This window comes from Paraburkholderia fungorum (genome assembly GCF_902833645.1).
Classification (GTDB): domain Bacteria; phylum Pseudomonadota; class Gammaproteobacteria; order Burkholderiales; family Burkholderiaceae; genus Paraburkholderia; species Paraburkholderia fungorum.
On record NZ_CADFGE010000002.1, the window covers coordinates 737,979 to 758,572 of the forward strand.

Consider the following 20,594-nt stretch of genomic DNA (forward strand, 5'->3'; position numbering starts at 1 on the left):
GGACCGGCCGGCAACGGCCGCACGAGCCGGCTCGACGCACAGCATAGCTGATGCGCCGCACATCTTGCGACACGCTAAACAAAACTCGACAAACGCACAAGTAATTCGACACGGACACGTAACCCGCGCGACTAGCATCCGCTCCGTTGAAGTAGCCAAAGGATTTGCCATGTCGACTGTCTCGAACGATGGAAGCCGCACCCGCTCGCCGTGGTTCACGCGCGCCGTTGCCTCCTTCGCGGTCATCCAGCAAGCCGCCCATTCACTCTACCCCGGCACCAGCCTGTTTCATCGCTGGCGACGCGTGCGCCTATGGCTGCGCTCGCTGATATCGTGGCGCTCCACGCAAATATGGCTCAAACGCTGCGCCATTTCGCCCTTGCACGATCTGGTGAAACGTCACCCCACCGCGCTTGAGCGCATGCACCGGCCGTTCCTCCATACCCGCTTCAGCCCGCGCGAGCGCCTGATGGCGAGCCTCGATCACCAGGCACTGACGCAGCAACGCGTGCCGCAACTCGCCGCGCGGATCGCCGCGGTCGGCTCGGCGACGATCGCATCGTTCGGGGTGGGCGCCGAGCGCTGGTATGTGTCGCTCGAGTCGATTGAACAATTCCAGAAGGAAGGCGACTGGACCCTGTGCATCCGCGATGCGCGCGACAGGCGCATTGTTTCCTGCACGTTCAGTCTCGCCTATCTCGGCGGCAAAGTACGGCGGCCACGTCTTTGCATCGGCTCCGTGCAGGGGCCGGACACGTCGGTCAACGGCCGCGAGCTGTTTCGCGCGCTCACCAAGCGCTGGTATGGACTGCGGCCGAAAGTGCTGGTGGTCTACCTCGCGCAATGTGTCGCCGCAGCGCTCGATGCAGGCGGCACCTTCATCGTCTCCAGGCAGGCACACATCTACGCCAACTGGCGTTACTGCCTGAAAAAGCGTCGTGTGGCCGCCGACTACGATCGCCTGTCGATGGAATGCGGCGCGCTCGCGCGCTGGAACGGCTGGTTCGTCCTCGCACCGCCGGCGCGCTACCTGGCCGAGCGTCAAGGTGACGATACCGGCAACGCGACCCGGCGCAAGCGTTATGCATTGCGAAGCACCCTCGCCGCCCAGATTCGTCGCAGCGTCACCGCAAGCACAACGGATCGACTCCGCGCGCCTCGCTTTATCGCCTGAATTCATTGCGATTTTTTTATTGACAAGACCTGCGGCAAAACGGCACACTCGATCTCATGTTGACGCACACCTCCCTCCCCGTCGCGATTAAAAATCGAACAATGCATGCCATCGTCGGCAGGCATTTGGGAGCACGTGCGCGTTAGCAGTCTGAATCTGCAAACAAGGACCCAAAGGCCCCGCCGGTAACGGAAGGGGCCTTTTGTTTTATGGGTGCTCCGTCCGCCGGCTCGATGACGGAGAGCAAGATGGATCAGGCAAGCCCGCAATGCATGGATGACGACTCAAGTCGGTCGGCGTGTCGACACAACGAGGGTCTTCCCAAGGTCGTACTACATTTTTCCGTAGCACCAGGCGCCACGCTGACATGGCGTGTCGACGCCGACAGCACACTCAGTGTGCAAGGCGCGCGCGTATGGCTCACGCGCGTCAACTCGCCCTACGATCATTGGCTCGAACCGGGCAATGAGTTCCGGCTGCGCCGCGGCGAACGTGTGTGGCTTAGCACGGATAGCGAACGCGGCGCGCGTGCGTCGTTGAGTTGCGCGCTGCCGGCCAAACGTGGTTTCGTGAGACGTTGGCTGGGATGGCTTGCAGGATTGGGACTGGAGGCGCCGGCGGCTCGATAGCGTGTCCCGAGACGACTCGATGATCGAACTTTCGTACCGTGGAAAAGCAAACACCCCTGCAACGAGGGGTGTTTGCCGATTGCCATGCCTAGCCAGTTACTGCGGCGTCACCTGCACGGCCGCCGCCGAAACGAATACCGCGTGGATCGTATCGCCAACCTTGACGCCCTTCAGATCGACGTCAGGTCCGACCTCGAGCGTTTGCGTCTGATAGGCGCCGCGCAGCGTGACGAGGCGCTTCTTGTGATCGATCTTCTGCACGGTGGCCAGCACTTCGACCTGGCGCGCGGATGCAAAGCCGCCCGAGGCCGGCGCATACACCTGCGTATCGACGCGCGCACGAATACCCTTGTCCGCGCCGATGACCTTATCCGCCTTCACCAGCAACGCATTCTTGTACAGGACATCGACCCGGTCGCCGATCTGCAGCTGATCGAAACCGGCGACCTGCTGGCTCACCAGCACGACTACCACGTTGCCGGCCGGCCCTTTGAGCGTGAGTGTGCGGGTGCCCGGATCGATACCCACGATCTGCGCCTTCAGATGCACCGGTTGCACCTCGCTGACGATGCCTTGCGCGGCACTCGCCATCGCGTCCTGCGCCCACGCCGGTTGCGCGGCGGCGAAAGCCGCCACCATCAATGCTGCTCCAATCGTCGCTGCCTTCATCATTTACGCGCTCCTCGATAAATTGTTCAATCTGGCGCCATGGCGATCTGAAACCCCAGGATGCCGATTAACGCCACGAATGCATCCAGCTTCAGGCGTTCACTTATTAAAGCGGTGCAGGGCGATGATTGTACATGCCTTACAAGAAGCTTCGGTCGTTTATATTGCGATTTTCAAATCAGCGAACAGCATGATGCGAAATCCCGCAGCACGGCCTCGCCGCGGTCTCAACCGGTTGACAGCAGCGCTTCAATCTCGCCTGCCATCCCTATACGGCGAGAATGCACAATATGCACACAGCATTAAACGCATACTGCATGGCGAGGGGACCGGTCATTATTATTTTCATCGACGGCATTCGTCACGATGCAATCTGAATCGGCCATTAACGACGATTAAACACACATTCAATTACCGGTGCGTCCAAACCGAGGGCAGAAATAAAACAGCCCCTTTGCGTGAGCAAAGGGGCTGTTCATGGTGTGGCTGCAAGATGTTATACGCGCAGCCTCGACGCTACAGACGTCGCTGCACCGCTGCGCCGATGCCAGACCGTTACACGCGCTCGATAGCGATCGCGATACCTTGACCGACGCCGATACACATCGTGCACAGCGCGAAACGGCCCTGCGTGCGATGCAGTTGATACATCGCAGTGGTCACGAGGCGCGCGCCGCTCATGCCGAGCGGGTGGCCGAGCGCGATCGCGCCGCCGTTCGGATTCACGCGTGCGTCGTCATCCGCGACGCCGAGCGCGCGCAGCACGGCAATACCTTGCGAGGCAAACGCTTCATTCAGTTCGATGACGTCGAACTGGTCGATGGTCATGTTCAGGCGCGCCAGCAACTTCTGCGTGGCCGGCGCCGGGCCGATGCCCATCACGCGCGGCGCAACGCCGGCCGTGGCGATACCCAGCACGCGTGCACGCGGCGTAAGGCCAAAACGCTTCGCGGTTGCTTCGTTCGCCAGCAGCAAAGCCGCCGCGCCGTCGTTCACGCCCGACGCATTGCCGGCCGTGACCGTGCCGTCGGGACGCACCACGCCTTTCAGCTTGGCGAGCGCTTCAAGACTGGTTTCGCGCGGGTGTTCGTCCTGCAGTACGGTAATCGGATCGCCCTTCTTCTGCGCGATCGTCACGCCGACGATTTCCTGCGCGAGCGTGCCGTCACGCTGCGCGCGCGCGGCTTTCTGCTGGCTGCGCAGCGCAAATGCATCCTGATCGGCACGGCTGATCTTGTAGTCGGTCGCGACGTTTTCGCCGGTCTCGGGCATCGAGTCGACGCCGTACATCTGCTTCATGAGCGGGTTCACGAAACGCCAGCCGATCGTCGTATCGAAGATATCGGCCTGACGCGAAAACGCGCTGCTTGCCTTGCCCATCACGAACGGCGCGCGGCTCATGCTTTCGACACCGCCGGCCAGCATCAACGCGGCCTCGCCCGATTTGATCGCGCGCGCGGCAATGCCCACGGCGTCCATGCCCGAACCGCACAGGCGGTTTACCGTGGAGCCCGGCACATCTTGCGGCAAACCGGCCAGCAATAGCGACATGCGCGCGACGTTGCGATTGTCTTCACCGGCCTGGTTCGCGCAGCCGTAGATCACGTCGTCGATCGCGCTCCAGTCGACGTCTTTATTGCGCTCCATCAGCGCCTTGAGCGGCACCGCGCCCAGATCGTCGGCGCGAACCGACGACAGCGAACCCGCATAGCGGCCGATCGGGGTGCGAATCGCGTCGCACAGGAATGCTTCGGTCATGTGATGTCTCCAGTTGATGTGCTGCGTGCGCTGTGCCGCCAACGGATGTCCGCCAGCAGCACGAGCCGGCTGCTCCGCAGCATCGGCCCGGCGAGTGCAATGGGAAACGGCCGCATGGCAGCCGTCGTATCAATTCAGCTTAGCGCAGGATAGTAAACGATGAGCCGGGAGTGGCGGTCATTTGTTCTATATACGAACACACGGTCATATATCGAACAACTAGCTGCGATGATAGGCGTGTCGCGGAAACCATGTCAAGCAAAGCCGGCTCCGGACCAGGGAATACGCGGGGGCGTATGGATATGAAGATTGACGTGCCCGCGCCGGGAAAAGTGCCCTTGCGCCGGCCTGCACGCGGTTTTGAATCATTCTGCGGCCTACGGTGCTCTCGCCCTTGCAACAGCGCCCCCGGCACAGGCCGTTATTAGCGTACTAGCGGATCGAAATACCCTCGTCGGCGATATAACTGCGAATCACATCGGCGAAACTGCGGTCCCCGCTCAAGCCAAGCCGTTCGGCGCGCGAGGCGTCCCACTGGCCCGGCCAACTGCCGACAATCTTCTCCACCCGCGCATCCGGCGCCCATACGATCCGCCCCGCAACCTCTTCGCCCGCCACGTCGCGCAGCGCTGCCACCATTTCGTCGACGCTCACCGAAATGCCCGGCAAATTCAGCGCGCGCTGGTTGCCGAGCGCGGCGGAATCAAGCTCGAGCCCGGCGATCAGACTTTCGATCGCTTTGCGCGGCGACAACAGCCACACGCGCGTCGAGCCCGCAACAGGGCACACTGCGGTTTCGCCGTTCAGCGGCTCGCGAACAATGCCGCTCGCGAACGACGACGCCGCCGCGTTCGGCTTGCCCGGTCGCACGCTGATGGTAGGCAGCCGCAGCACCCGGCCGTCGACGAAACCCCGCCGCGTGTAATCGTTGAGCAACAACTCCGCGATCGCCTTCTGCGCGCCGTACGACGATTGCGGATTCAGCGCGGTATCGTTCTGCACGACCTCGGGCAGATCGCCGCCATACACGGCCACCGAACTCGTGAACACCACCCGTGGCGTGTGCCCGCGCTGCCGGCAGGTTTCCAGCAGCAAGCGCGATGCGTCCAGATTGATACGCATGCCGAGATCGAAATCCGCTTCGGCCTGTCCGCTGACGATCGCCGCAAGATGGAAAATTGCCGCGGTACTGTTATCGATCACGCGATCGAGCACGCCGCGCTCGGCGATATCGCCCACTTCCGAACGCACGCGCGGGTCACCGAAATCGCTTCCGTGCACCACGTCGAGCAGCACCAGCTCGGTAATCGCTTGTGGCCGGCCGCGCTCGTCTTTCACGACGCCGCGCGTCAACAGTTCACGCGCGAGACGCTGGCCAAGAAAACCAGCACCGCCGGTAATCAGTACTTTCATGATGGGCTCCGTCCTCAGTTCTTATCAACGCGCGACGTTCAGATATGGCGCGAGCCAGCCGAGTCCCGCCGACGTGCCGGCACGCGGCCGGTATTCGCAACCGATGTAGCCGTCATAGCCCAACGTGTCGATCAGATCGAACAGATACGGATAATTCAGTTCGCCTGTATCGGGCTCATGGCGTTCCGGCACGCCCGCAATCTGAATATGGCCAATGCCTCCCATATCGCGTTTGAGCTTCACTGCCAGGTCGCCTTCAACGATCTGGCAGTGGTAACAGTCGAACTGCACCTTGAGATTCGGCGCGCCCACTTCAGCGCAAATTGCCTGCGCGTCGTCCTGACGGTTCAGAAAGAAGCCGGGCATATCGCGCGTATTGATCGGCTCGATCACGACGGTGATGCCGTCCCCCTGCGCGGCCTTGGCGGCATAGGCGAGATTCTTCAGATACACCTCGCGATGCCGCGCGCGCGGTTGATCCGCACCAATCAATCCGGCCATCACATGCAGCTTGCGATTGCCGAGCACACGCGTGTAATCGAGCGCGGTTTCGATGCTGCGGCGAAATTCGTCTTCGCGGCCCGGCAGCGATGCAATGCCGCGTTCGCCTGCCGCCCAATCGCCGGGCGGCGCATTGAAGAGCGCCTGATTCAGACCGTTCGACTCGAGCCGCGCCTTGATGTCGCCGGCACGAAAATCATAGGGAAACAGAAACTCCACGGCGTTGAAGCCGTCTTTTGCCGCAGCGGCGAAACGGTCAAGAAACGCGTGCTCGTTGTACATCATGGTCAGGTTGGCGGCGAAACGAGGCATGGCGGAAACTCCCTGGTAACGGTTTGGATCGGTGCGGAAGCATTCAATGGACGGGACGTGAGCGCCGGGATTGCCCCAATTGGCATCTACCAGCGCGCGCCGAACACCTTCCGAAGTTCTTCAAGCGCCGCCTCGTCGAGCGGCGCGGGGCGTGGGTTGGTCATCAGCCAGAGACGCGCGGTCTCTTCGAGCTCTTCAAGCGCATACGATGCATGCGCCACTGAGCGCTCCCACACCACCGGACCGAGCCGCTCGAGCAGGACCGCGCGAACCGTGCCCGCGAGCGCGGCGATCTGCTCGGCCACTTGCGGGTCGCCGGGTCGTCGGTAACGGATCAGCGGGACGTGGCCCACTTTCATCACGTAGTACGGGGTGATCGGCGGCAGAACATCGTTGTCGTGCCAGACGCCGGCGAGCGTCAAGGCAAGCAGATGCGTCGAATGCGTATGGACGATGCCGCGCGTTTCATCGTTGCGTGCATAGATGCTCCGATGCAGCGCAAGCGTTTTCGACGGTTTGCCGCCGGATACCGCGTTACCGTGCAAATCGACCTTGGCGATATCGGCCGGATCGAGCCGGCCGAGGCAGGCATCCGTCGGCGTGATCAACCAGCCGTCGTCAAGGCGCGCGCTGATGTTCCCCGCGCTGCCCACCGTATAGCCGCGCTGATAGAGACTCGCACCGGTCACGCAGATTTCTTCGCGCACGCGTGCTTCGTTCGTCGTATGAAGTGCGGGTGTGCCGGTCATGGCGTGGCTCCATCGAGGTGGCGCAGCGCCTTTTCGAAAAAGTCGACTGTGCCGAAGTTGCCCGATTTCAAGGCGAGCGCGAGCGGCTCGGCATCCGTCGTTGCCGTGGCCGGCACACCCGGATCGATCTGCGCGCCGATCCGCAACGTGCGCACGTCGAGTGCCTGCACCACGGCACCCGAGGTTTCGCCGCCCGCCACCACGAACTTGCGCACGCCGCGCTCGCGCAAACCACGCGCGATCGACGCCAACGTGGATTCCACCAGGTGCCCCGCTTCGTTGATACCGAGTTCACGCTGCACCGCTTTGACTTCGTCGGGCGTGGCAGTCGCGTAGATCAGCACAGGTTCGTCTTTATCCAGATACGGCTGCGCGAAGGCCAGCGCCTGGTCGACCACCGCTTCACCGCGCGCCGCCGCAAGCGGATCGATGCGGAACGCCGGCCGTCTCTCGCGCCAGGCCGCCACTTGCGCATTGGTCGCTTTGGAGGCGCTGCCGGCCAGCACCGCCGACAATCCTTCGACGCTCGGCAATTGCGCGGCATCGCCGCGTTCGGCGAGCAGGCCGGCGCGACGAAAGTTGCCGGGCAGACCTAGCGCTATACCGGAGCCGCCCGTGATCAGCGTCAGGTCGGCGCATGCCTCGCCGAGTACGTGAAGATCGGCATCCGATACCGCATCGGCGATCACCATGCGCACACCGTCGCTGCGCAATGCGCCGAAACATTCGCGTATTGCCGACACGCCTTTGGCTACGGTGTCGTAACGCACGAGGCCGACTTTCGAGCCGGTTTGCCTTTGCAGCACGCGCACGAGATTCGCATCGCGCATCGGCGTGAGCGGATGGTTCTCCATCCCTGACTCGTTCAGCAATGTATCGCCGACAAACAGATAGCCGCGATAAATCGTGCGGCCATTCTCGGGAAACGCCGGGCAGGCAATCGTGAAAGCCGTTGCGCCGGACTCGCTGGACAGCGTATCGAGCAACGCATCCGTGACCGGACCGATATTGCCGGCGTCGGTCGAATCGAACGTCGAACAGTATTTGAAGAAGAACTGGCGGCACCCTTGCTCGCGCAGCCAGTCCAATGCGGCGAGCGATTGCGCGACGGCGTCGGCGGGCGCAATCGTGCGCGATTTCAGCGCGACGACCAGCGCGTCGGCTTCAACGACATCGTTCGACGCGGGCACGCCGATGCTCTGCACCGTGCGCATGCCGCCGCGCACCAGCATGTTGGCGAGATCAGTGGCGCCGGTGAAATCGTCGGCGATGCAGCCGAGCAGCGCGCGTCTGGGCGAAGTGGCCATGGCAGACTCCGCGCTTACTTCGCCGCCGGCAAGTCGATGCCGGGGAAAATCTTGATCACCGCGGAATCGTCTTCGCCACCATACCCTGCACTCGACGCCATCATGAAAATCTGATGCGCCGCCGCGGATAAAGGCAAAGGAAACTTCGAGCCGCGCGCGGTATCGAGCACCAAACCGAGATCCTTGACAAAGATATCGACTGCCGAGAGCGGCATGTAATCGCCATTCAGAATATGCGGCACGCGATTCTCGAACATCCACGAATTGCCCGCGCTATGCGTGATGACCTCGTACAGCGCATCGGGATCGACCCCTTCGCGCAAACCGAGCGCCATCGCCTCGGCGGCCGCGGCGATATGCACACCCGCCAGCAACTGATTGATGATCTTCACTTTCGAACCCGCGCCGTGCGCCGAACCCAGCCGATAGACCTTGGCGGCCATTGCGGCCAGCACGTCCTCGCATGCGGCATAGGCCGTGTCGGGGCCCGACGTCATCATCGTCATTTCGCCGGATGCGGCGCGTGCGGCGCCACCGGACACCGGCGCGTCGAGCATCTGCAAACCAGCCGCTTCGATACGCTTGCCGAGCGCGATCGCGAAGTCCGGTGCGACTGTCGCGCTCGCGATCACCACGCTGCCGGGTTTCATCGTGGCGACCGCACCTTGCGCGCCGAACAGCACCGCTTCGGTTTGGGCGGCATTCACGACCAGCGTGACGACCACCTCGCATTGCGCGCCAAGCTCGGCCGGCGACGCACAGCCGACACCGCCTGCCGCAACGAACACTTGCAGGATTTCGCTGCGCAGGTCGCACGCGTGAACCCGAAAGCCCGCGCGCAACAGCGAGCGCGCGACGCCCATACCCATCGCTCCGAGACCGATAACGCCGACGTTTCTGGACATGCTTGACCTCTAACCTGGTTAGCCCTATGCACCCCGCAAGAGCCCAGTCCGGGGTGCCTCAGTTCGGTTCAGCAGATACCCGCTTCCGCAAGCCGCCGTGCGGCATTGTTCATATGGGTGCTCGCAGCATTACGCGCCGCCGCGGGATCGCCCGCCCGGATCGCCGCGACGATAGCCGCGTGCTCTTCACGCACCTGACGCGAGAAATCGTCGCGCAGCGCCTCGTTGCGCCGCGTCACCACGGTGCCGGCTTCGAGGTACTGGTTCAGGAAGACGAGCGTCTTGAGGAAATACGGATTGCCGGTGGCGACGGCGATCGCGCGGTGGAACGCGACATCTTCGGCGACACCGTTCTCGCCTTCGGCCACCGCTTCGTCGATCTTCGCGAGGGCGGAATCGATCGACACCAGGTCCGCGTGGCTGTGGTGCAGAGCGGCTTCCGCCGCCACCTCCGCCTCGATCGCCCGCCGCAGCGCGAGGATTTGCAGCACCGAGCCTGCTTCAACCGCTTCCGCATAGTCGATGCGCAGCGGCCGGATCGCGCCGTGCGCGGCGATGAACACGCCACTGCCCTGGCGTGGCTCGACCACGCCTTCGTTCTTCAGCCGCGAAATCGCCTCACGGATCACCGTGCGGCTCACTCCGAACTGCTGCGCCAGCACCGCCTCGGTCGGCAACTTGCCGCCACGCGCGAAAGTGCCTTTGTCGATCTGCCTGAGCAACTGCTGCGCGACGGTATCGCTCAGTGCGCGAACAGGAATCTTCTCGAACATGGGATGTCCCGATAGATCATGTTGTCGGGTCATCATACAAATTTACGAACCTGGCGGCATCCATGCAAACCCTCGGTTCGCTGCCCATCATGGATAGTGGCTCGATGGCCCAAGCGGCCGGCGCGCGGGTGTCTCGCCCGCCACCGTGGCGCGGCGGAATCAGACCGTTTCGCGCTCGACGATCTGGAAACCGACGTCGGTCACCCTGGCGTTGCTCTCGCCGCCCAGACGATCGAGCAGGCAGCGCGCGGCGGTGAGTCCGATGCGGGTACCGTCCACGCGCACGGTGGTGAGTTGCGGCGTGGTTTCGGCGGCGAATTCGAGGTCGCCGAAACCGCAGATCGACAGTTGCGACGGCACGCTCAAGCCGAGCTGTTTGCTCGCGCCAAGCACACCGAGCGCCAGCAGATCGGAACCGCAAAATACCGCGTCGAGTTGCGGCGCCTGTTCGAGCAGCGTCGGCAGTGCGGCTTTGCCGAGCGCAACCGAGCTCGGCGGCAACACCAGCACCTCGGCGACGTTGTGAATGCCCGCCTGTGCAAGCCGGTCGCGAAAACCGTCGCGGCGAGCGCGTGCGCGCTCGTCGTTCGCCGACACGAGGCCGGGTGTCCGCACATTGCGTTGCAGAAAGTGCCCGGCCACGGCGGCGCCGATCTGATAGTGCGAAAAGCCGACCAGCATGTCGATCGGCGTATCGGTCATATCCCAGGTTTCGACGATCGGCAGGCCCACATTGCGCAAGCGTTCACGCAAAGAATCCGTATGGGCAACACCGGTCAGCAACACACCTTCCGGACGCCGGCTCAGCACCGCGTCAAGCAAGGCCTCTTCGCTCGAATCGCTATAGCCGCTCAAGGCCAGCAACACCTGATAACCCGCGCGCGACATGGTCTCGCTGAACACCTGGATCGTGGTGGAAAACAGCGAATGGGAAATGGTCGGCACGATCGCCGCGATCAGCCGCGAACGCGCCGACGACAAACCGCCCGCAAGGCGATTGGGTACATAGCCGAGCTTCTGCACGACCTGCCGCACGCGTTCGAGCGTCTCGGGCGCGACCGTTTCGGGGCTATTGAAAACGCGCGACACCGTAATCGGCGCGACGCCCGCTTGCGCGGCGACATCCGTGATGCGCAGACCCTTGGCGCCGCCACGCAAGCGTTTCGCTGGCGCCGCCGCCTCGGTCATCTCGGGGCTGGCAGCGGCGGGAGGCTTGTGATTCGGCATGGCTCGGTGGCTAGGTGGCTAGATGATGGTTCGCGCGTATTGTAGACCGCGATAGAGCGTCCGCAGCGAAACGCTCCAACGTGCCGGGCGTACTGGACCGGAAGGACCCAAAGCAGTTCTACTCGGTCACGGGCAGATGGCTTTGCGCGATGGAGCCGCCTCGATTACGACGCAGGATAAACAACGTGACGACGGCAAACACCAGCAGACAGGTCGCCGGAATCAGCATCGGCGTCTTCACGCTGCCGGTGGTTTGACGCACCCACGGCACCAGATTCTGCGCAATGAAGCCACCGATATTGCCCAGCGAATTGATCGCCGCGATGCCCGCCGCGGCACGCGCGCCGAACAGGAACTTCGGCGGCAGCGTCCAGAAACACGGGATCAGCAAATACATGCATGGCGCGCCGAAGCAGAGCGCGGCAAACCGCAGGGTGTTGGTGGGCAGAAACACGGCGCTCAGGAAACACGCGACGCCAAGCAACGCGGACACAAGCATCGCGACGATGGCGCGATTGCCGCCGCGCAGCTTCGACGGCAGCCACGCCAGCACGACAGTCGCCATCAGCCAGGGAATGATGTTCAGCAAGCCGTTAGTCGTATTGCTGACGCCGAAGCCTTTCACCAGCGTCGGCAGCCAGTAGCTCACGCCATAGACGGAAATCGACAGCATCATGTAGTAGAGCGCCATGCCGATCACTCGCGGCTCGGTCAACACGCTCAGCAACGAGGCGTGACCGGCGTAGCGTGCCTTCATCTGCGCGCGTTCCCCGTCGAGCGTATCGGTGAGCCATTGTTTTTCGTCGGCGGAAAGAAACGCAGCCTGTTTCGGCGAAGCCGGCAGCAGGCGCAGCACAATGAAGGTCAGCAGAATCGACGGCAGACCCGTCACGATGAACACAAGCTGCCAGCCGTGCAGTCCCGCGAGGCCGCCCTTGTCGAGCAGCCAGCCGCAAATCGGCGCGCCTACCATGTTGCCCAGACTGCTGCCGACGGTGAAATAGCCGAGCATGCGCACGCGATGCCGCGACGGAAACCATAACGTCAGGTAGTAAATCACGCCCGGGTACAAACCCGCTTCAGACGCACCGAGCAGGAAACGCAGCACGTAAAACATGGTTGCGTTCTGCGTAAACGCGAGAAGTATCGTGACGATGCCCCACGTGAACATGATGCGCGCCATCCAGCGAGGCGCGCCGTACTTGTGCAGCAACACATTGCTCGGCACTTCGAACAACAGATAGCCGATGAAAAACAGCGACGCGCCTAGCCCGTACGCGACTTCGGACAGTCCGAGACTGCCGAGCATCTGCAGCTTGGCAAAGCTGATATTGGAGCGGTCGATATAGGCTACGAGATAGAGCACGCCGAGCAGCGGCATCAAACGGAGTGCCAGGCGATTGATCAGACGCGATTCGTCGATCGCCGGTGTCGTGATATTCACTATGTCTCCTGCGCTCGCGCCGTTCGCGCGAGCAATGGCTATTTGACGGCTCGAACCAGCGTCAGCGCGTTATTGTTTTTGTGCGCGCCATTGCGCGTAAGCAGCCAGTGTTTCCTCGTTCGGCGGATACGTGCCGCGCAGCGGCCGGCCGTCTTCGATGCGCTGCGTGATGAACGCTTCAAGTTGCTCCTGCTCGGTGGCGTCACGGGCGATTTCAGTTGCCATTTCGCGCGGCACGATGACCACGCCGTCCACATCGGCCACCACGATATCGCCGGGATACACCGGCACGCCGCCGCAAGCGATCGGCACATTCATATCGACCGCATGGTGCCTCGCCAGATTCAGCGGCGCACTCGCGCCGGCACACCAGATCGGCAAGCCCAGTTCCGCGATCGTGCCACTGTCGCGCACCGGGCCATCCGACACCATGCCGGCGACGCCACGCTTCGCCAGACGCAGCGCGAGAATCGAACCCACCGACGCGACCGCGCGCTCGCCACGGCAGTCCTGCACCAGTACGCTGCCAGGCGGCGCCGTTTCCACGGCTTTGCGCTGCGGATGATCCGGGTCCTGAAACACGCCAACGTGGTCGATATCCTCGCGAGCCGGGATATTGCGCAGCGTGAACGCCGGGCCGACCACATTCGGCGCGCCGGGCGCCGGTTTGACGAGTGGCGCGACGCCTTGCAGGAATGCGTTGCGCAAGCCGCGCTTGAAAAGCTGCGTGGTCAGCGTGGCCGTGCTGACGTGCCGTAGCTGTTCGAGCGTGGCCTCGCTGATGGCGATGTCGGGTGTGGTCATGAGAAGTCTCGATCGAGTTAGTGGATCTCGGGTTCGGTGCGCGTCGCAGCCGGCGCGCCTGGCTCAAACGGCGCGGCCTGTGCCTGACTTTGCGGCGCGCCCGGGTTCACGGGCTCTTCAAGGAAGTCGAAGTCGCAGCCCTTGTTGGCCTGCGTCACGTGCAGTTGATGCATCACGCCGAATCCACGCTCGAACGGCCGCTTGGGCGGTTGCCATGCGGCCTTGCGCGCCGCGAGTTCCGCATCGCTCACTTCGACGTGCAAACGCCGCGCCGGCACGTCCAGCTCGATCATGTCGCCGTCCCTGACGAGCGCGAGTGGACCGCCCACGAACGACTCGGGTGCCACGTGCAGCACGCACGCGCCATAACTGGTGCCGCTCATGCGCGCATCGGAAATGCGCACCATGTCACGCACGCCCTCTTTCAACAGCTTTTGCGGAATCGGCAACTGGCCCCACTCAGGCATGCCCGGCGCACCTACAGGACCCGCGTGCTGCAGCACGATCACTGAATCGGCTGTGACGACGAGGTCTTCCGAATCGATGCGCGCCGCCATGTCGGCGTAGTCCTTGAAAACCACCGCAGGACCACGATGTTTCTGCAGATGCGCTTCCATCGCTGCGGGTTTGATCACCGCGCCGTCCGGCGCCAGATTGCCGGTCAGGACCGCGAGGCCGTCGCTGGCAACGAGCGGATTGCTACGTTTGCGAATCACGTCGTCATTGAAAATTTCCGCGCCCGCAATGTTCTCGCCGAGCGTCGCGCCATCGACCGTCATCTGCGTGCCGTCGATCAGGTCGCCCAACTCGACCAGCAACGCGCGCAGGCCGCCGGCGTAGAAAAAGTCTTCCATCAGGTACTGGCCTGCGGGACGCAGATTGGCGAGCACGGGTGTAATGCGCGCCAGTTCGTCAAAGCGGGCCGTCGTCAGATCGATGCCAGCGCGACGCGCCACGGCAACGAGGTGCACGATTGCGTTCGTCGAGCCGGACATGGCCAGCACGGTGGTCACCGCGTTGTCGAACGACTTCGCGGTCAGGATGTCGGACGGTTTCTGATCGGTCCACACCATCTCGACGATGCGCTGTCCTGTCAGCGAGGCGAACTGCGCATGCCGCGAATCGACGGCGGGAATCGACGAGAAGCCTGCCAGCGTCAGGCCGAGCGCTTCGGTGGCGCTGGTCATCGTCGACGCGGTGCCCATCGTCATGCAATGGCCCGGCGAGCGCGCGATGCCGCTTTCGATCCCTTTCCACTCTTCTTCCGTGATCTTGCCGGCGCGCAATTCGGCCCAGTATTTCCACGTGTCCGAGCCGCTGCCCAGCGTGCGGCCGTTCCAGTTGCCTCGCAGCATCGGCCCCGCCGGCAGATAGATGGACGGCAGATTCATGCTGATCGCGCCCATCAGCAAACCGGGCGTGGTCTTGTCGCAACCGCCCATCAGCACGCAACCGTCGAACGGATAGGACTTCAGCAACTCCTCGGTTTCCATCGCGAGGAAGTTGCGATACAGCATCGTGGTCGGTTTCTGGAACGGCTCGGCGAGCGTCATTACCGGCATCTCGACCGGAAAACCGCCGGCCTGCCAGATGCCGCGCTTCACTTCCTCGACACGCTGCTTGAAGTGCGTGTGGCACGAGTTGATCTCGCTCCATGTGTTGACGACGGCAATTACCGGCTTGCCCATGTAATCAGACGGGTGATAACCCATCTGCGCGGTGCGTGAACGGTGGCCGAACGAACGCAGGTCGTTCACGCCGTACCAGCGGTAGCTGCGAAGCTGCTCAGGGGTCTTGCGGGTCGATGACACGGACATCTCCATGGTAGCGATACCATTGCGCTTCAAGGATCGGAATCCGGCGAAGCTTCTTGGTGGTATGCATGGTAGCGCTACCATCCGGGAAGCGTCGCTAAGGGATTCCACTGATGTGGGCGGGAGTCGGCCGGCGTGCATCTCGCATCGGCCCATTCACCGCGGGTGAAGGTGCCGATCGTATCGACAATTGCCGCTTGCTGCCGTCGAAAGAGTACGGTCATCGCTTTTTCGAACGACTGAACGTACGGCGACGAGGCTGTCGGATCAGCCAGCGCTTCTCGCACGGCGGTGGAGTCGCTCTTTTCTTGCGAGGGGTTGGGCGGCACATACACATGCAAGGTGAAATTAGGTCGCCGATCGGCGTATGGAGGGGAAATAGATGAGGCGCCGGGAGCAAGAAACTGCCGCCTTGCCGCGACCTATACTGTCGGCGAGCCAGGCCCGTTTTTTGTTTGGCGAATCAGAAGGCTTAAGTTATCGTCACGCCTTTGCACCGCATCGCGCCGGCCGAGCCACGCGAGTGCCGTGCGCCCTTCTTCGAACGCATCTTTCAAGGTCCATGAGCAAAGCCCTGCCGCCGTCTTCCGCCGTTCCTGACAACGCCGAACCGGCCTCGGACAAACCGGGCGACTCGTATGTGCAGTCGTTCGCGCGAGGCCTCTCGGTGATCCGCGCATTCAATGCCAGCCGCCCCGAACAGACGCTCACCGACGTCGCCGCGGCCACCGGCCTGACACGCGCCGGTGCACGCCGCATCCTGCTGACGTTACAGACGCTCGGCTACGTGGAGGCCGAAGGCCGCCTGTTCCGTCTCACGCCGAAGATTCTCGACCTTGGTTTCGCGTATCTGACCTCGATGCCGTTCTGGAATCTCGCCGAACCGGTGATGGAAAACCTCTCGGCGCAGGTTCACGAGAGCTGCTCGGCGGCGGTGCTCGATCGCACGGAGATCGTCTACGTGCTGCGCGTGCCGACTCACAAGATCATGACCATCAACCTGTCGATCGGCAGCCGCTTGCCGGCGTATTGCACGTCGATGGGCCGCGTGCTGCTGTCCGCGCTCGACGACGAAACGCTCGACGCGACCCTGAGTTCGGCGCCGCTCTACGCGCACACGCCACGCACGGTGACCGACAAGGAAGAGTTGAAAAAGCTGATCGCGCAGGTGCGCCGCCAGGGTTGGGCGATCGTCGATCAGGAACTGGAGGGCGGTCTGATTTCGTTGTCCGCGCCGATTCGCAACCGCCAGGGGCGCGTGATCGCGGCGATGAATATCAGCGGCAATGCTCAGCGTAATTCGGCCAAACAGATGGTGAAGGCGTTTCTGGAGCCGTTGCAGGAGGCCGCGCAGACCGTCTCGGAGATGGTGGCGCGGCGCGGCTGATTTGATTGCACGCAGGCGTTGTGATCAGGGCGCGCGTTTCTCTCGCGCGCGCCGATCCTGGCGGAAGCCCCACGGAGGGGCCGCGCGATCAATCGATCGGTTTATCGGCAGTCTCTTTCAGCATCGACACCGCAATCAACGACACGATCACACAACCGGCCACATAAGCGGCCGGCGCCAGCTTGCTGCCGGTCAGTTTGATGAGCCACGTCGCGACCAACTGCGCGGTGCCGCCGAATACGCACACGCTCAGCGCATACGCGATCGAAATGCCGGTGGCGCGCACGCGCCGCGGGAACGACTCGCACATCAGGGCAAATTCCGACGCCGATCCCATCGAGTAGAACAGCAGCATCAACGCGGTCGCCGACATGATGACGGGCAACTGCGGGAAGCGGTTGATCAGCATGAAGGACGGAAACAGCAGCAGCACCAGCACGCCGCGCCCGAATAGAATCGGCCGCTTACGGCTGCCGATACGATCGGACAGCATGCCGAATAACGGACACGTAATGAGCATGACGAGCCCCGACGCGACGCCGACCAGCATCGACAGCGACATCGGCAGGCCGAGCGTGTGGATCGCATAGGTCGGCATGTAGAAGGTCAGAATGTAGGTCGAGACCGTGCCGCCCATGACCGTGAGCGTAATCAGCAATAACGGCCGCAGATGCGCCGTGAAGAGTTCGTGTAGCACGCCGCGCTCGATGGCGTGGCCGTGCGCGCCGACCGGATCGTCCGCGAGACGGCGGCGCAGGTAGATGCCGACCGGCGCGATCAGCACGCCGATCAGAAACGGAATGCGCCAGCCCCAGCTTTCCAGCGAGTCTTTCGGCAAAGCGCCCGACAGCGCCGCCGCGATGCCCGACCCCATCAGCGCCGCGCCGCCTTGCGTCGCCAGTTGCCAGCTGGCGCGAAAACCGCGCCGGGTCCCGCCGCCCTGCTCCAGCAAAGTCGACGTTGCCGCGCCGAACTCGCCGCCCTGTGAGAAGCCTTGCACGAGACGCGCCAGCACGATCAGCAGCGGCGCGGCGAGACCGATCTGTGCATAGGTCGGCGCAATCGCGATCGCCCCGGTGCTGGCCGCCATCAGCATGATGGTCAGATTGAGCGCCGCCTTGCGGCCTTTGCGGTCCGCATAGACGCCGAGCATCACGCTGCCGAGCGGCCGTGTGATGAAACCCGCCGCGAACGTCGCCACGGATAACAGCAGCGAAGTCGTGGGATCCGCTGACGGGAAAAACAGCTTGCCGATGATCACGGCAAAAAAGCCGTACACGGTGAAGTCGAAAAACTCGAGCCAGTTGCCGATCACCGCCGCGGCGATCGCGCCGCGGCTGGTGCTTCGGGGGGTGTCCACAGCGCGGCTTCGATCCGTTGCAGTGCTCATCACAGGTCTTCCTCGTTGTTATGCTTGTATGTCCGGCGGTGCGAACTCCATGCCCGCTGACCGGCTTGTTATGAGCGCCGGGGATGCTTCAGCGGCGCCCCACCCCCCTCATTGCCCCAGATACCGCTCCACCAGCCGCGTCCAGAACGCCGCGCCGACCGGCAGATTGCGATCGTTGAAGTCGTAATGGGGGTTGTGCACCATGCAACCGTCTTCGCCCGCACCGTTGCCGATCCGCAGGAACGTGCCGGGCCGTTTCTGCAGCATGAAGGCGAAATCCTCGCTGCCCATGAGGATGTCCGTCTGCTCGACCACCTTGTCGTCGCCGACGAGTTCGCGCGCTACCTGTACCGCGAAATCCGTTTCGGCATCCGAATTGATCACCACCGGATAGCCTTCGATGTACTCCACCACCGCCTTGCCGCCATAGCTCGCCGCCTGGCTCTCGGCGAGTTCGGTAATGCGCTTTTTCAGCAAGGACCTTACTTCAGGGCTGAAGGAACGCACGCTCAATTCCAGCTTCGCGCTGCTGGAAATCACGTTGTTCGCGGTGCCCGCATGCATCGAGCCGACCGTCACCACCGCCGGCTGCGACGGGTCGACGTTACGCGCGACGATCGTCTGCAAGGCCATCACGATGCTCGCCGCCACCACCACCGGATCGACCGTCAGATGCGGACGCGCGGCATGACCGCCCACGCCCTCGATCGTGATGATCGCCTTGTCGCCCGCCGACATGAACGGCCCCTTGCGAAACAGCATCACGCCCGGCTCCTCGCCCGGATGATTGTGCAGACCGAACACGGCGTCGCATGGGAAGCGCTCGAACAGGCCGTCGTTGATCATCTTCATCGCTCCGCTGTCGATACCGCTTTCCTCGGCCGGCTGGAAATACAGATGCACGGTGCCCGAGAAATTGCGGGTAGCGGCAAGGTGCTGGGCGGCGCCGAGCAGCATGGTCGTGTGGCCGTCGTGGCCGCACGCGTGCATCTTGCCGTGCGTGCCGCTCGCATACGGCAGACCGGTCTGTTCGATGATCGGCAGCGCGTCCATGTCGGCGCGAATGCCGATACTGCGCGTGCCCGTGCCCAGTTTCAGTGTGCCCACCACACCGGTTTGGCCGACACCGCGCGTGACCTGCCAGCCCCACTGCTCGAGCTTCTCGGCCACCAGTGCGGCGGTTTGCACTTCCTCGTAGGCCAGTTCCGGGTGGTGATGAATGTGATGGCGGATCTCGCGCAGGCTTTCGGCGGCAGGCACCAGGTCGGACACTTCAGTAAAACGCGCGGCTTCGCTCATCTATCGCTCCATGGGAATTCAAGCCGCATCACGCGGCAAACAGGCAAGCACTATAGCCACGCCGTTTTGTTCGAATAAGATGCTGTTTTTTTCACCCCGATTAACAAGCTTTATATACGGGATTACCCTCATGAAATTGCAACAACTGCAAGCGTTCGTTGCCGCCGCCCATCACCGCAGCCTGCGCGCCGCCGCGCGCGAGCTCGGCGTGACGCAGCCGGCCGTCACGCATACGATCCGCGAACTGGAGAGCGCGCTGAATGCCGAGTTGATGATGCGCAGTGTGCGCGGCATCGAGTTGACTGCCTGCGGGCTTGCGCTGTTGCCGCGTGCCGAACAGTTGCTGGGCGATATGCGCCGCGCCGTCGAAGCAGTCGAGCAGGTGAAGGGGGAACTGGCCGGCAAGGTGAGCGTGGGCACGATGCCGTCGATCGCGCTGACCGCGTTGCCGCATGCGGTATCGAAGTTTCGCCGCGCCATGCCGCTGGTCAGTCTGCATCTGGAAGAAGTCACGATCCCGGATGCCGTCGCGCAATTGCGTAACGGCTCGCTCGATATCGCGGCGATTCATCACGTGCAGGCGCTCGACAGCGATCTGGTACAGGCGCCGCTCTACTCGACCCAGTTCGTCATCGCGATGCGCGCCGGGCATCCGCTCGCGAACGTCAGGCGCCTCCATGAATTGCTCGACGCGGAGTGGATCGTGACGGTGGGCGCGGATCACTTTCCGCATAGCGTGATGATGACGATGTTCAACGCACACGGCTTGCCCGTGCCAAAGCGACTGGTGCGGGCGCCGTCGTCATTCGCGGTGACGCTCGGGCTGGTATCGCAAACGGATGTGATCGGCTGCTTTACGCGGCCGCTCGCGCAAATGGTCGCGCCACTCGGTATCCGCGTCGCGCAGATCGAAGAAGCGCTGCCGAACTACGATCTCAGCATCATCTCGCGGCGTGATCTGCTGCCCACACCGGCGGTGCGGCAGTTCGTGTCGTGCCTGCAGGACGCAACCCGGGAGCGGATGGCTGCCACCGGGTAG

At 63.1% G+C, this 20,594-nt stretch carries 18 protein-coding genes; 4 read left to right on the plus strand and 14 right to left on the minus strand.

The window, feature by feature from the left end; all coding sequences use genetic code 11:
- Positions 1–169 precede the first annotated feature (169 nt).
- Together HWX91_RS10000 and HWX91_RS10005 are read left to right on the plus strand one after the other, a co-directional pair.
- Positions 170–1,174 (plus strand): DUF535 family protein, encoded by a 1,005-nt coding sequence (locus HWX91_RS10000; protein WP_052660792.1) that lies wholly within the window; start codon positions 170–172, stop codon positions 1,172–1,174.
- A gap of 248 nt (positions 1,175–1,422) precedes the next feature.
- On the plus strand, positions 1,423–1,803 hold the full coding sequence (locus tag HWX91_RS10005; protein WP_028198251.1) for a DUF2917 domain-containing protein: 381 nt from the start codon (positions 1,423–1,425) through the stop codon (positions 1,801–1,803).
- Between the two features lie 96 nt (positions 1,804–1,899).
- On the opposite strand, the gene HWX91_RS10010 is transcribed toward HWX91_RS10005, so the two are convergent.
- The 12 genes from HWX91_RS10010 to araD all read right to left on the minus strand — a co-directional run bounded on the left by HWX91_RS10010 (position 1,900) and on the right by araD (position 15,482).
- Positions 1,900–2,472, minus strand: coding sequence for a hypothetical protein (locus HWX91_RS10010; RefSeq protein ID WP_028198252.1), 573 nt, complete (start codon positions 2,470–2,472; stop codon positions 1,900–1,902).
- Between the two features lie 555 nt (positions 2,473–3,027).
- Positions 3,028–4,230 (minus strand): 3-oxoadipyl-CoA thiolase, encoded by a 1,203-nt coding sequence (gene pcaF, locus HWX91_RS10015; RefSeq protein ID WP_028198253.1) that lies wholly within the window; start codon positions 4,228–4,230, stop codon positions 3,028–3,030.
- A gap of 432 nt (positions 4,231–4,662) precedes the next feature.
- Positions 4,663–5,643: a D-erythronate dehydrogenase gene (denD, locus tag HWX91_RS10020; RefSeq protein WP_028198254.1), complete on the minus strand. Its 981-nt coding sequence runs from the start codon at positions 5,641–5,643 to the stop codon at positions 4,663–4,665.
- Positions 5,644–5,667: 24 nt separating this feature from the next.
- Positions 5,668–6,456: a 2-oxo-tetronate isomerase gene (gene otnI, locus HWX91_RS10025; protein WP_028198255.1), complete on the minus strand. Its 789-nt coding sequence runs from the start codon at positions 6,454–6,456 to the stop codon at positions 5,668–5,670.
- Between the two features lie 86 nt (positions 6,457–6,542).
- Positions 6,543–7,205 carry a 3-oxo-tetronate 4-phosphate decarboxylase gene (gene otnC, locus HWX91_RS10030; RefSeq protein WP_028198256.1) on the minus strand — a complete coding sequence of 221 codons (663 nt, stop codon included), beginning with the start codon at positions 7,203–7,205 and terminating at the stop codon, positions 6,543–6,545.
- Positions 7,202–8,512 (minus strand): 3-oxo-tetronate kinase, encoded by a 1,311-nt coding sequence (gene otnK, locus HWX91_RS10035; protein WP_028198257.1) that lies wholly within the window; start codon positions 8,510–8,512, stop codon positions 7,202–7,204. The genes otnC and otnK overlap by 4 nt, the downstream gene beginning before the upstream one ends.
- Before the next feature lie 14 nt (positions 8,513–8,526).
- On the minus strand, positions 8,527–9,417 hold the full coding sequence (gene ltnD / locus HWX91_RS10040; RefSeq protein ID WP_028198258.1) for an L-threonate dehydrogenase: 891 nt from the start codon (positions 9,415–9,417) through the stop codon (positions 8,527–8,529).
- Positions 9,418–9,485: 68 nt separating this feature from the next.
- Positions 9,486–10,190, minus strand: a complete 705-nt coding sequence (locus HWX91_RS10045) for a FadR/GntR family transcriptional regulator (RefSeq protein WP_028198259.1) — start codon at positions 10,188–10,190, stop codon at positions 9,486–9,488.
- A gap of 159 nt (positions 10,191–10,349) precedes the next feature.
- Entirely contained in the window at positions 10,350–11,417 is a 1,068-nt protein-coding gene (locus HWX91_RS10050; RefSeq protein WP_028198260.1) for a LacI family DNA-binding transcriptional regulator, read from the minus strand.
- A 118-nt stretch (positions 11,418–11,535) separates the two neighbouring features.
- Entirely contained in the window at positions 11,536–12,861 is a 1,326-nt protein-coding gene (locus tag HWX91_RS10055; protein ID WP_028198261.1) for an MFS transporter, read from the minus strand.
- A gap of 69 nt (positions 12,862–12,930) precedes the next feature.
- On the minus strand, positions 12,931–13,665 hold the full coding sequence (locus HWX91_RS10060; RefSeq protein WP_028198262.1) for a ribonuclease activity regulator RraA: 735 nt from the start codon (positions 13,663–13,665) through the stop codon (positions 12,931–12,933).
- A gap of 17 nt (positions 13,666–13,682) precedes the next feature.
- The gene (gene araD / locus HWX91_RS10065; RefSeq protein ID WP_028198263.1) at positions 13,683–15,482 is read right to left on the minus strand and encodes an L-arabinonate dehydratase; all 1,800 of its coding nucleotides are present in this window, start codon (positions 15,480–15,482) and stop codon (positions 13,683–13,685) included.
- 559 nt (positions 15,483–16,041) lie between these two features.
- Between araD and HWX91_RS10070 the strand changes: the two genes are divergently transcribed.
- Positions 16,042–16,866 (plus strand): IclR family transcriptional regulator, encoded by an 825-nt coding sequence (locus HWX91_RS10070; RefSeq protein ID WP_028198265.1) that lies wholly within the window; start codon positions 16,042–16,044, stop codon positions 16,864–16,866.
- An 88-nt stretch (positions 16,867–16,954) separates the two neighbouring features.
- Here the strand turns inward: HWX91_RS10070 and HWX91_RS10075 are convergent, their stop codons facing one another.
- Together HWX91_RS10075 and HWX91_RS10080 are read right to left on the minus strand one after the other, a co-directional pair.
- Positions 16,955–18,256 carry an MFS transporter gene (locus HWX91_RS10075; protein WP_028198266.1) on the minus strand — a complete coding sequence of 434 codons (1,302 nt, stop codon included), beginning with the start codon at positions 18,254–18,256 and terminating at the stop codon, positions 16,955–16,957.
- A gap of 108 nt (positions 18,257–18,364) precedes the next feature.
- The gene (locus HWX91_RS10080) at positions 18,365–19,555 is read right to left on the minus strand and encodes a M20 aminoacylase family protein (protein WP_028198267.1); all 1,191 of its coding nucleotides are present in this window, start codon (positions 19,553–19,555) and stop codon (positions 18,365–18,367) included.
- 130 nt (positions 19,556–19,685) lie between these two features.
- On the opposite strand from HWX91_RS10080, the gene HWX91_RS10085 reads away from it, so the two are divergent.
- Positions 19,686–20,594 (plus strand): LysR family transcriptional regulator, encoded by a 909-nt coding sequence (locus HWX91_RS10085; protein ID WP_028198268.1) that lies wholly within the window; start codon positions 19,686–19,688, stop codon positions 20,592–20,594.

What these genes read in the sequence shown, in the direction of transcription:
- araD (WP_028198263.1), bottom strand. Translation starts at nt 15,482, where the DNA reads ATGTCCGTGTCATCGACCCGCAAGACCCCTGAGCAGCTTCGCAGCTAC.
- HWX91_RS10060 (WP_028198262.1), bottom strand. Translation starts at nt 13,665, where the DNA reads ATGACCACACCCGACATCGCCATCAGCGAGGCCACGCTCGAACAGCTA.
- HWX91_RS10075 (WP_028198266.1), bottom strand. Translation starts at nt 18,256, where the DNA reads ATGAGCACTGCAACGGATCGAAGCCGCGCTGTGGACACCCCCCGAAGC.
- otnK (WP_028198257.1), bottom strand. Translation starts at nt 8,512, where the DNA reads ATGGCCACTTCGCCCAGACGCGCGCTGCTCGGCTGCATCGCCGACGAT.
- HWX91_RS10010 (WP_028198252.1), bottom strand. Translation starts at nt 2,472, where the DNA reads ATGAAGGCAGCGACGATTGGAGCAGCATTGATGGTGGCGGCTTTCGCC.
- HWX91_RS10050 (WP_028198260.1), bottom strand. Translation starts at nt 11,417, where the DNA reads ATGCCGAATCACAAGCCTCCCGCCGCTGCCAGCCCCGAGATGACCGAG.
- pcaF (WP_028198253.1), bottom strand. Translation starts at nt 4,230, where the DNA reads ATGACCGAAGCATTCCTGTGCGACGCGATTCGCACCCCGATCGGCCGC.
- otnC (WP_028198256.1), bottom strand. Translation starts at nt 7,205, where the DNA reads ATGACCGGCACACCCGCACTTCATACGACGAACGAAGCACGCGTGCGC.
- HWX91_RS10045 (WP_028198259.1), bottom strand. Translation starts at nt 10,190, where the DNA reads ATGTTCGAGAAGATTCCTGTTCGCGCACTGAGCGATACCGTCGCGCAG.
- HWX91_RS10080 (WP_028198267.1), bottom strand. Translation starts at nt 19,555, where the DNA reads ATGAGCGAAGCCGCGCGTTTTACTGAAGTGTCCGACCTGGTGCCTGCC.
- HWX91_RS10070 (WP_028198265.1), top strand. Translation starts at nt 16,042, where the DNA reads ATGAGCAAAGCCCTGCCGCCGTCTTCCGCCGTTCCTGACAACGCCGAA.
- HWX91_RS10085 (WP_028198268.1), top strand. Translation starts at nt 19,686, where the DNA reads ATGAAATTGCAACAACTGCAAGCGTTCGTTGCCGCCGCCCATCACCGC.
- ltnD (WP_028198258.1), bottom strand. Translation starts at nt 9,417, where the DNA reads ATGTCCAGAAACGTCGGCGTTATCGGTCTCGGAGCGATGGGTATGGGC.
- HWX91_RS10005 (WP_028198251.1), top strand. Translation starts at nt 1,423, where the DNA reads ATGGATCAGGCAAGCCCGCAATGCATGGATGACGACTCAAGTCGGTCG.
- HWX91_RS10000 (WP_052660792.1), top strand. Translation starts at nt 170, where the DNA reads ATGTCGACTGTCTCGAACGATGGAAGCCGCACCCGCTCGCCGTGGTTC.
- denD (WP_028198254.1), bottom strand. Translation starts at nt 5,643, where the DNA reads ATGAAAGTACTGATTACCGGCGGTGCTGGTTTTCTTGGCCAGCGTCTC.
- otnI (WP_028198255.1), bottom strand. Translation starts at nt 6,456, where the DNA reads ATGCCTCGTTTCGCCGCCAACCTGACCATGATGTACAACGAGCACGCG.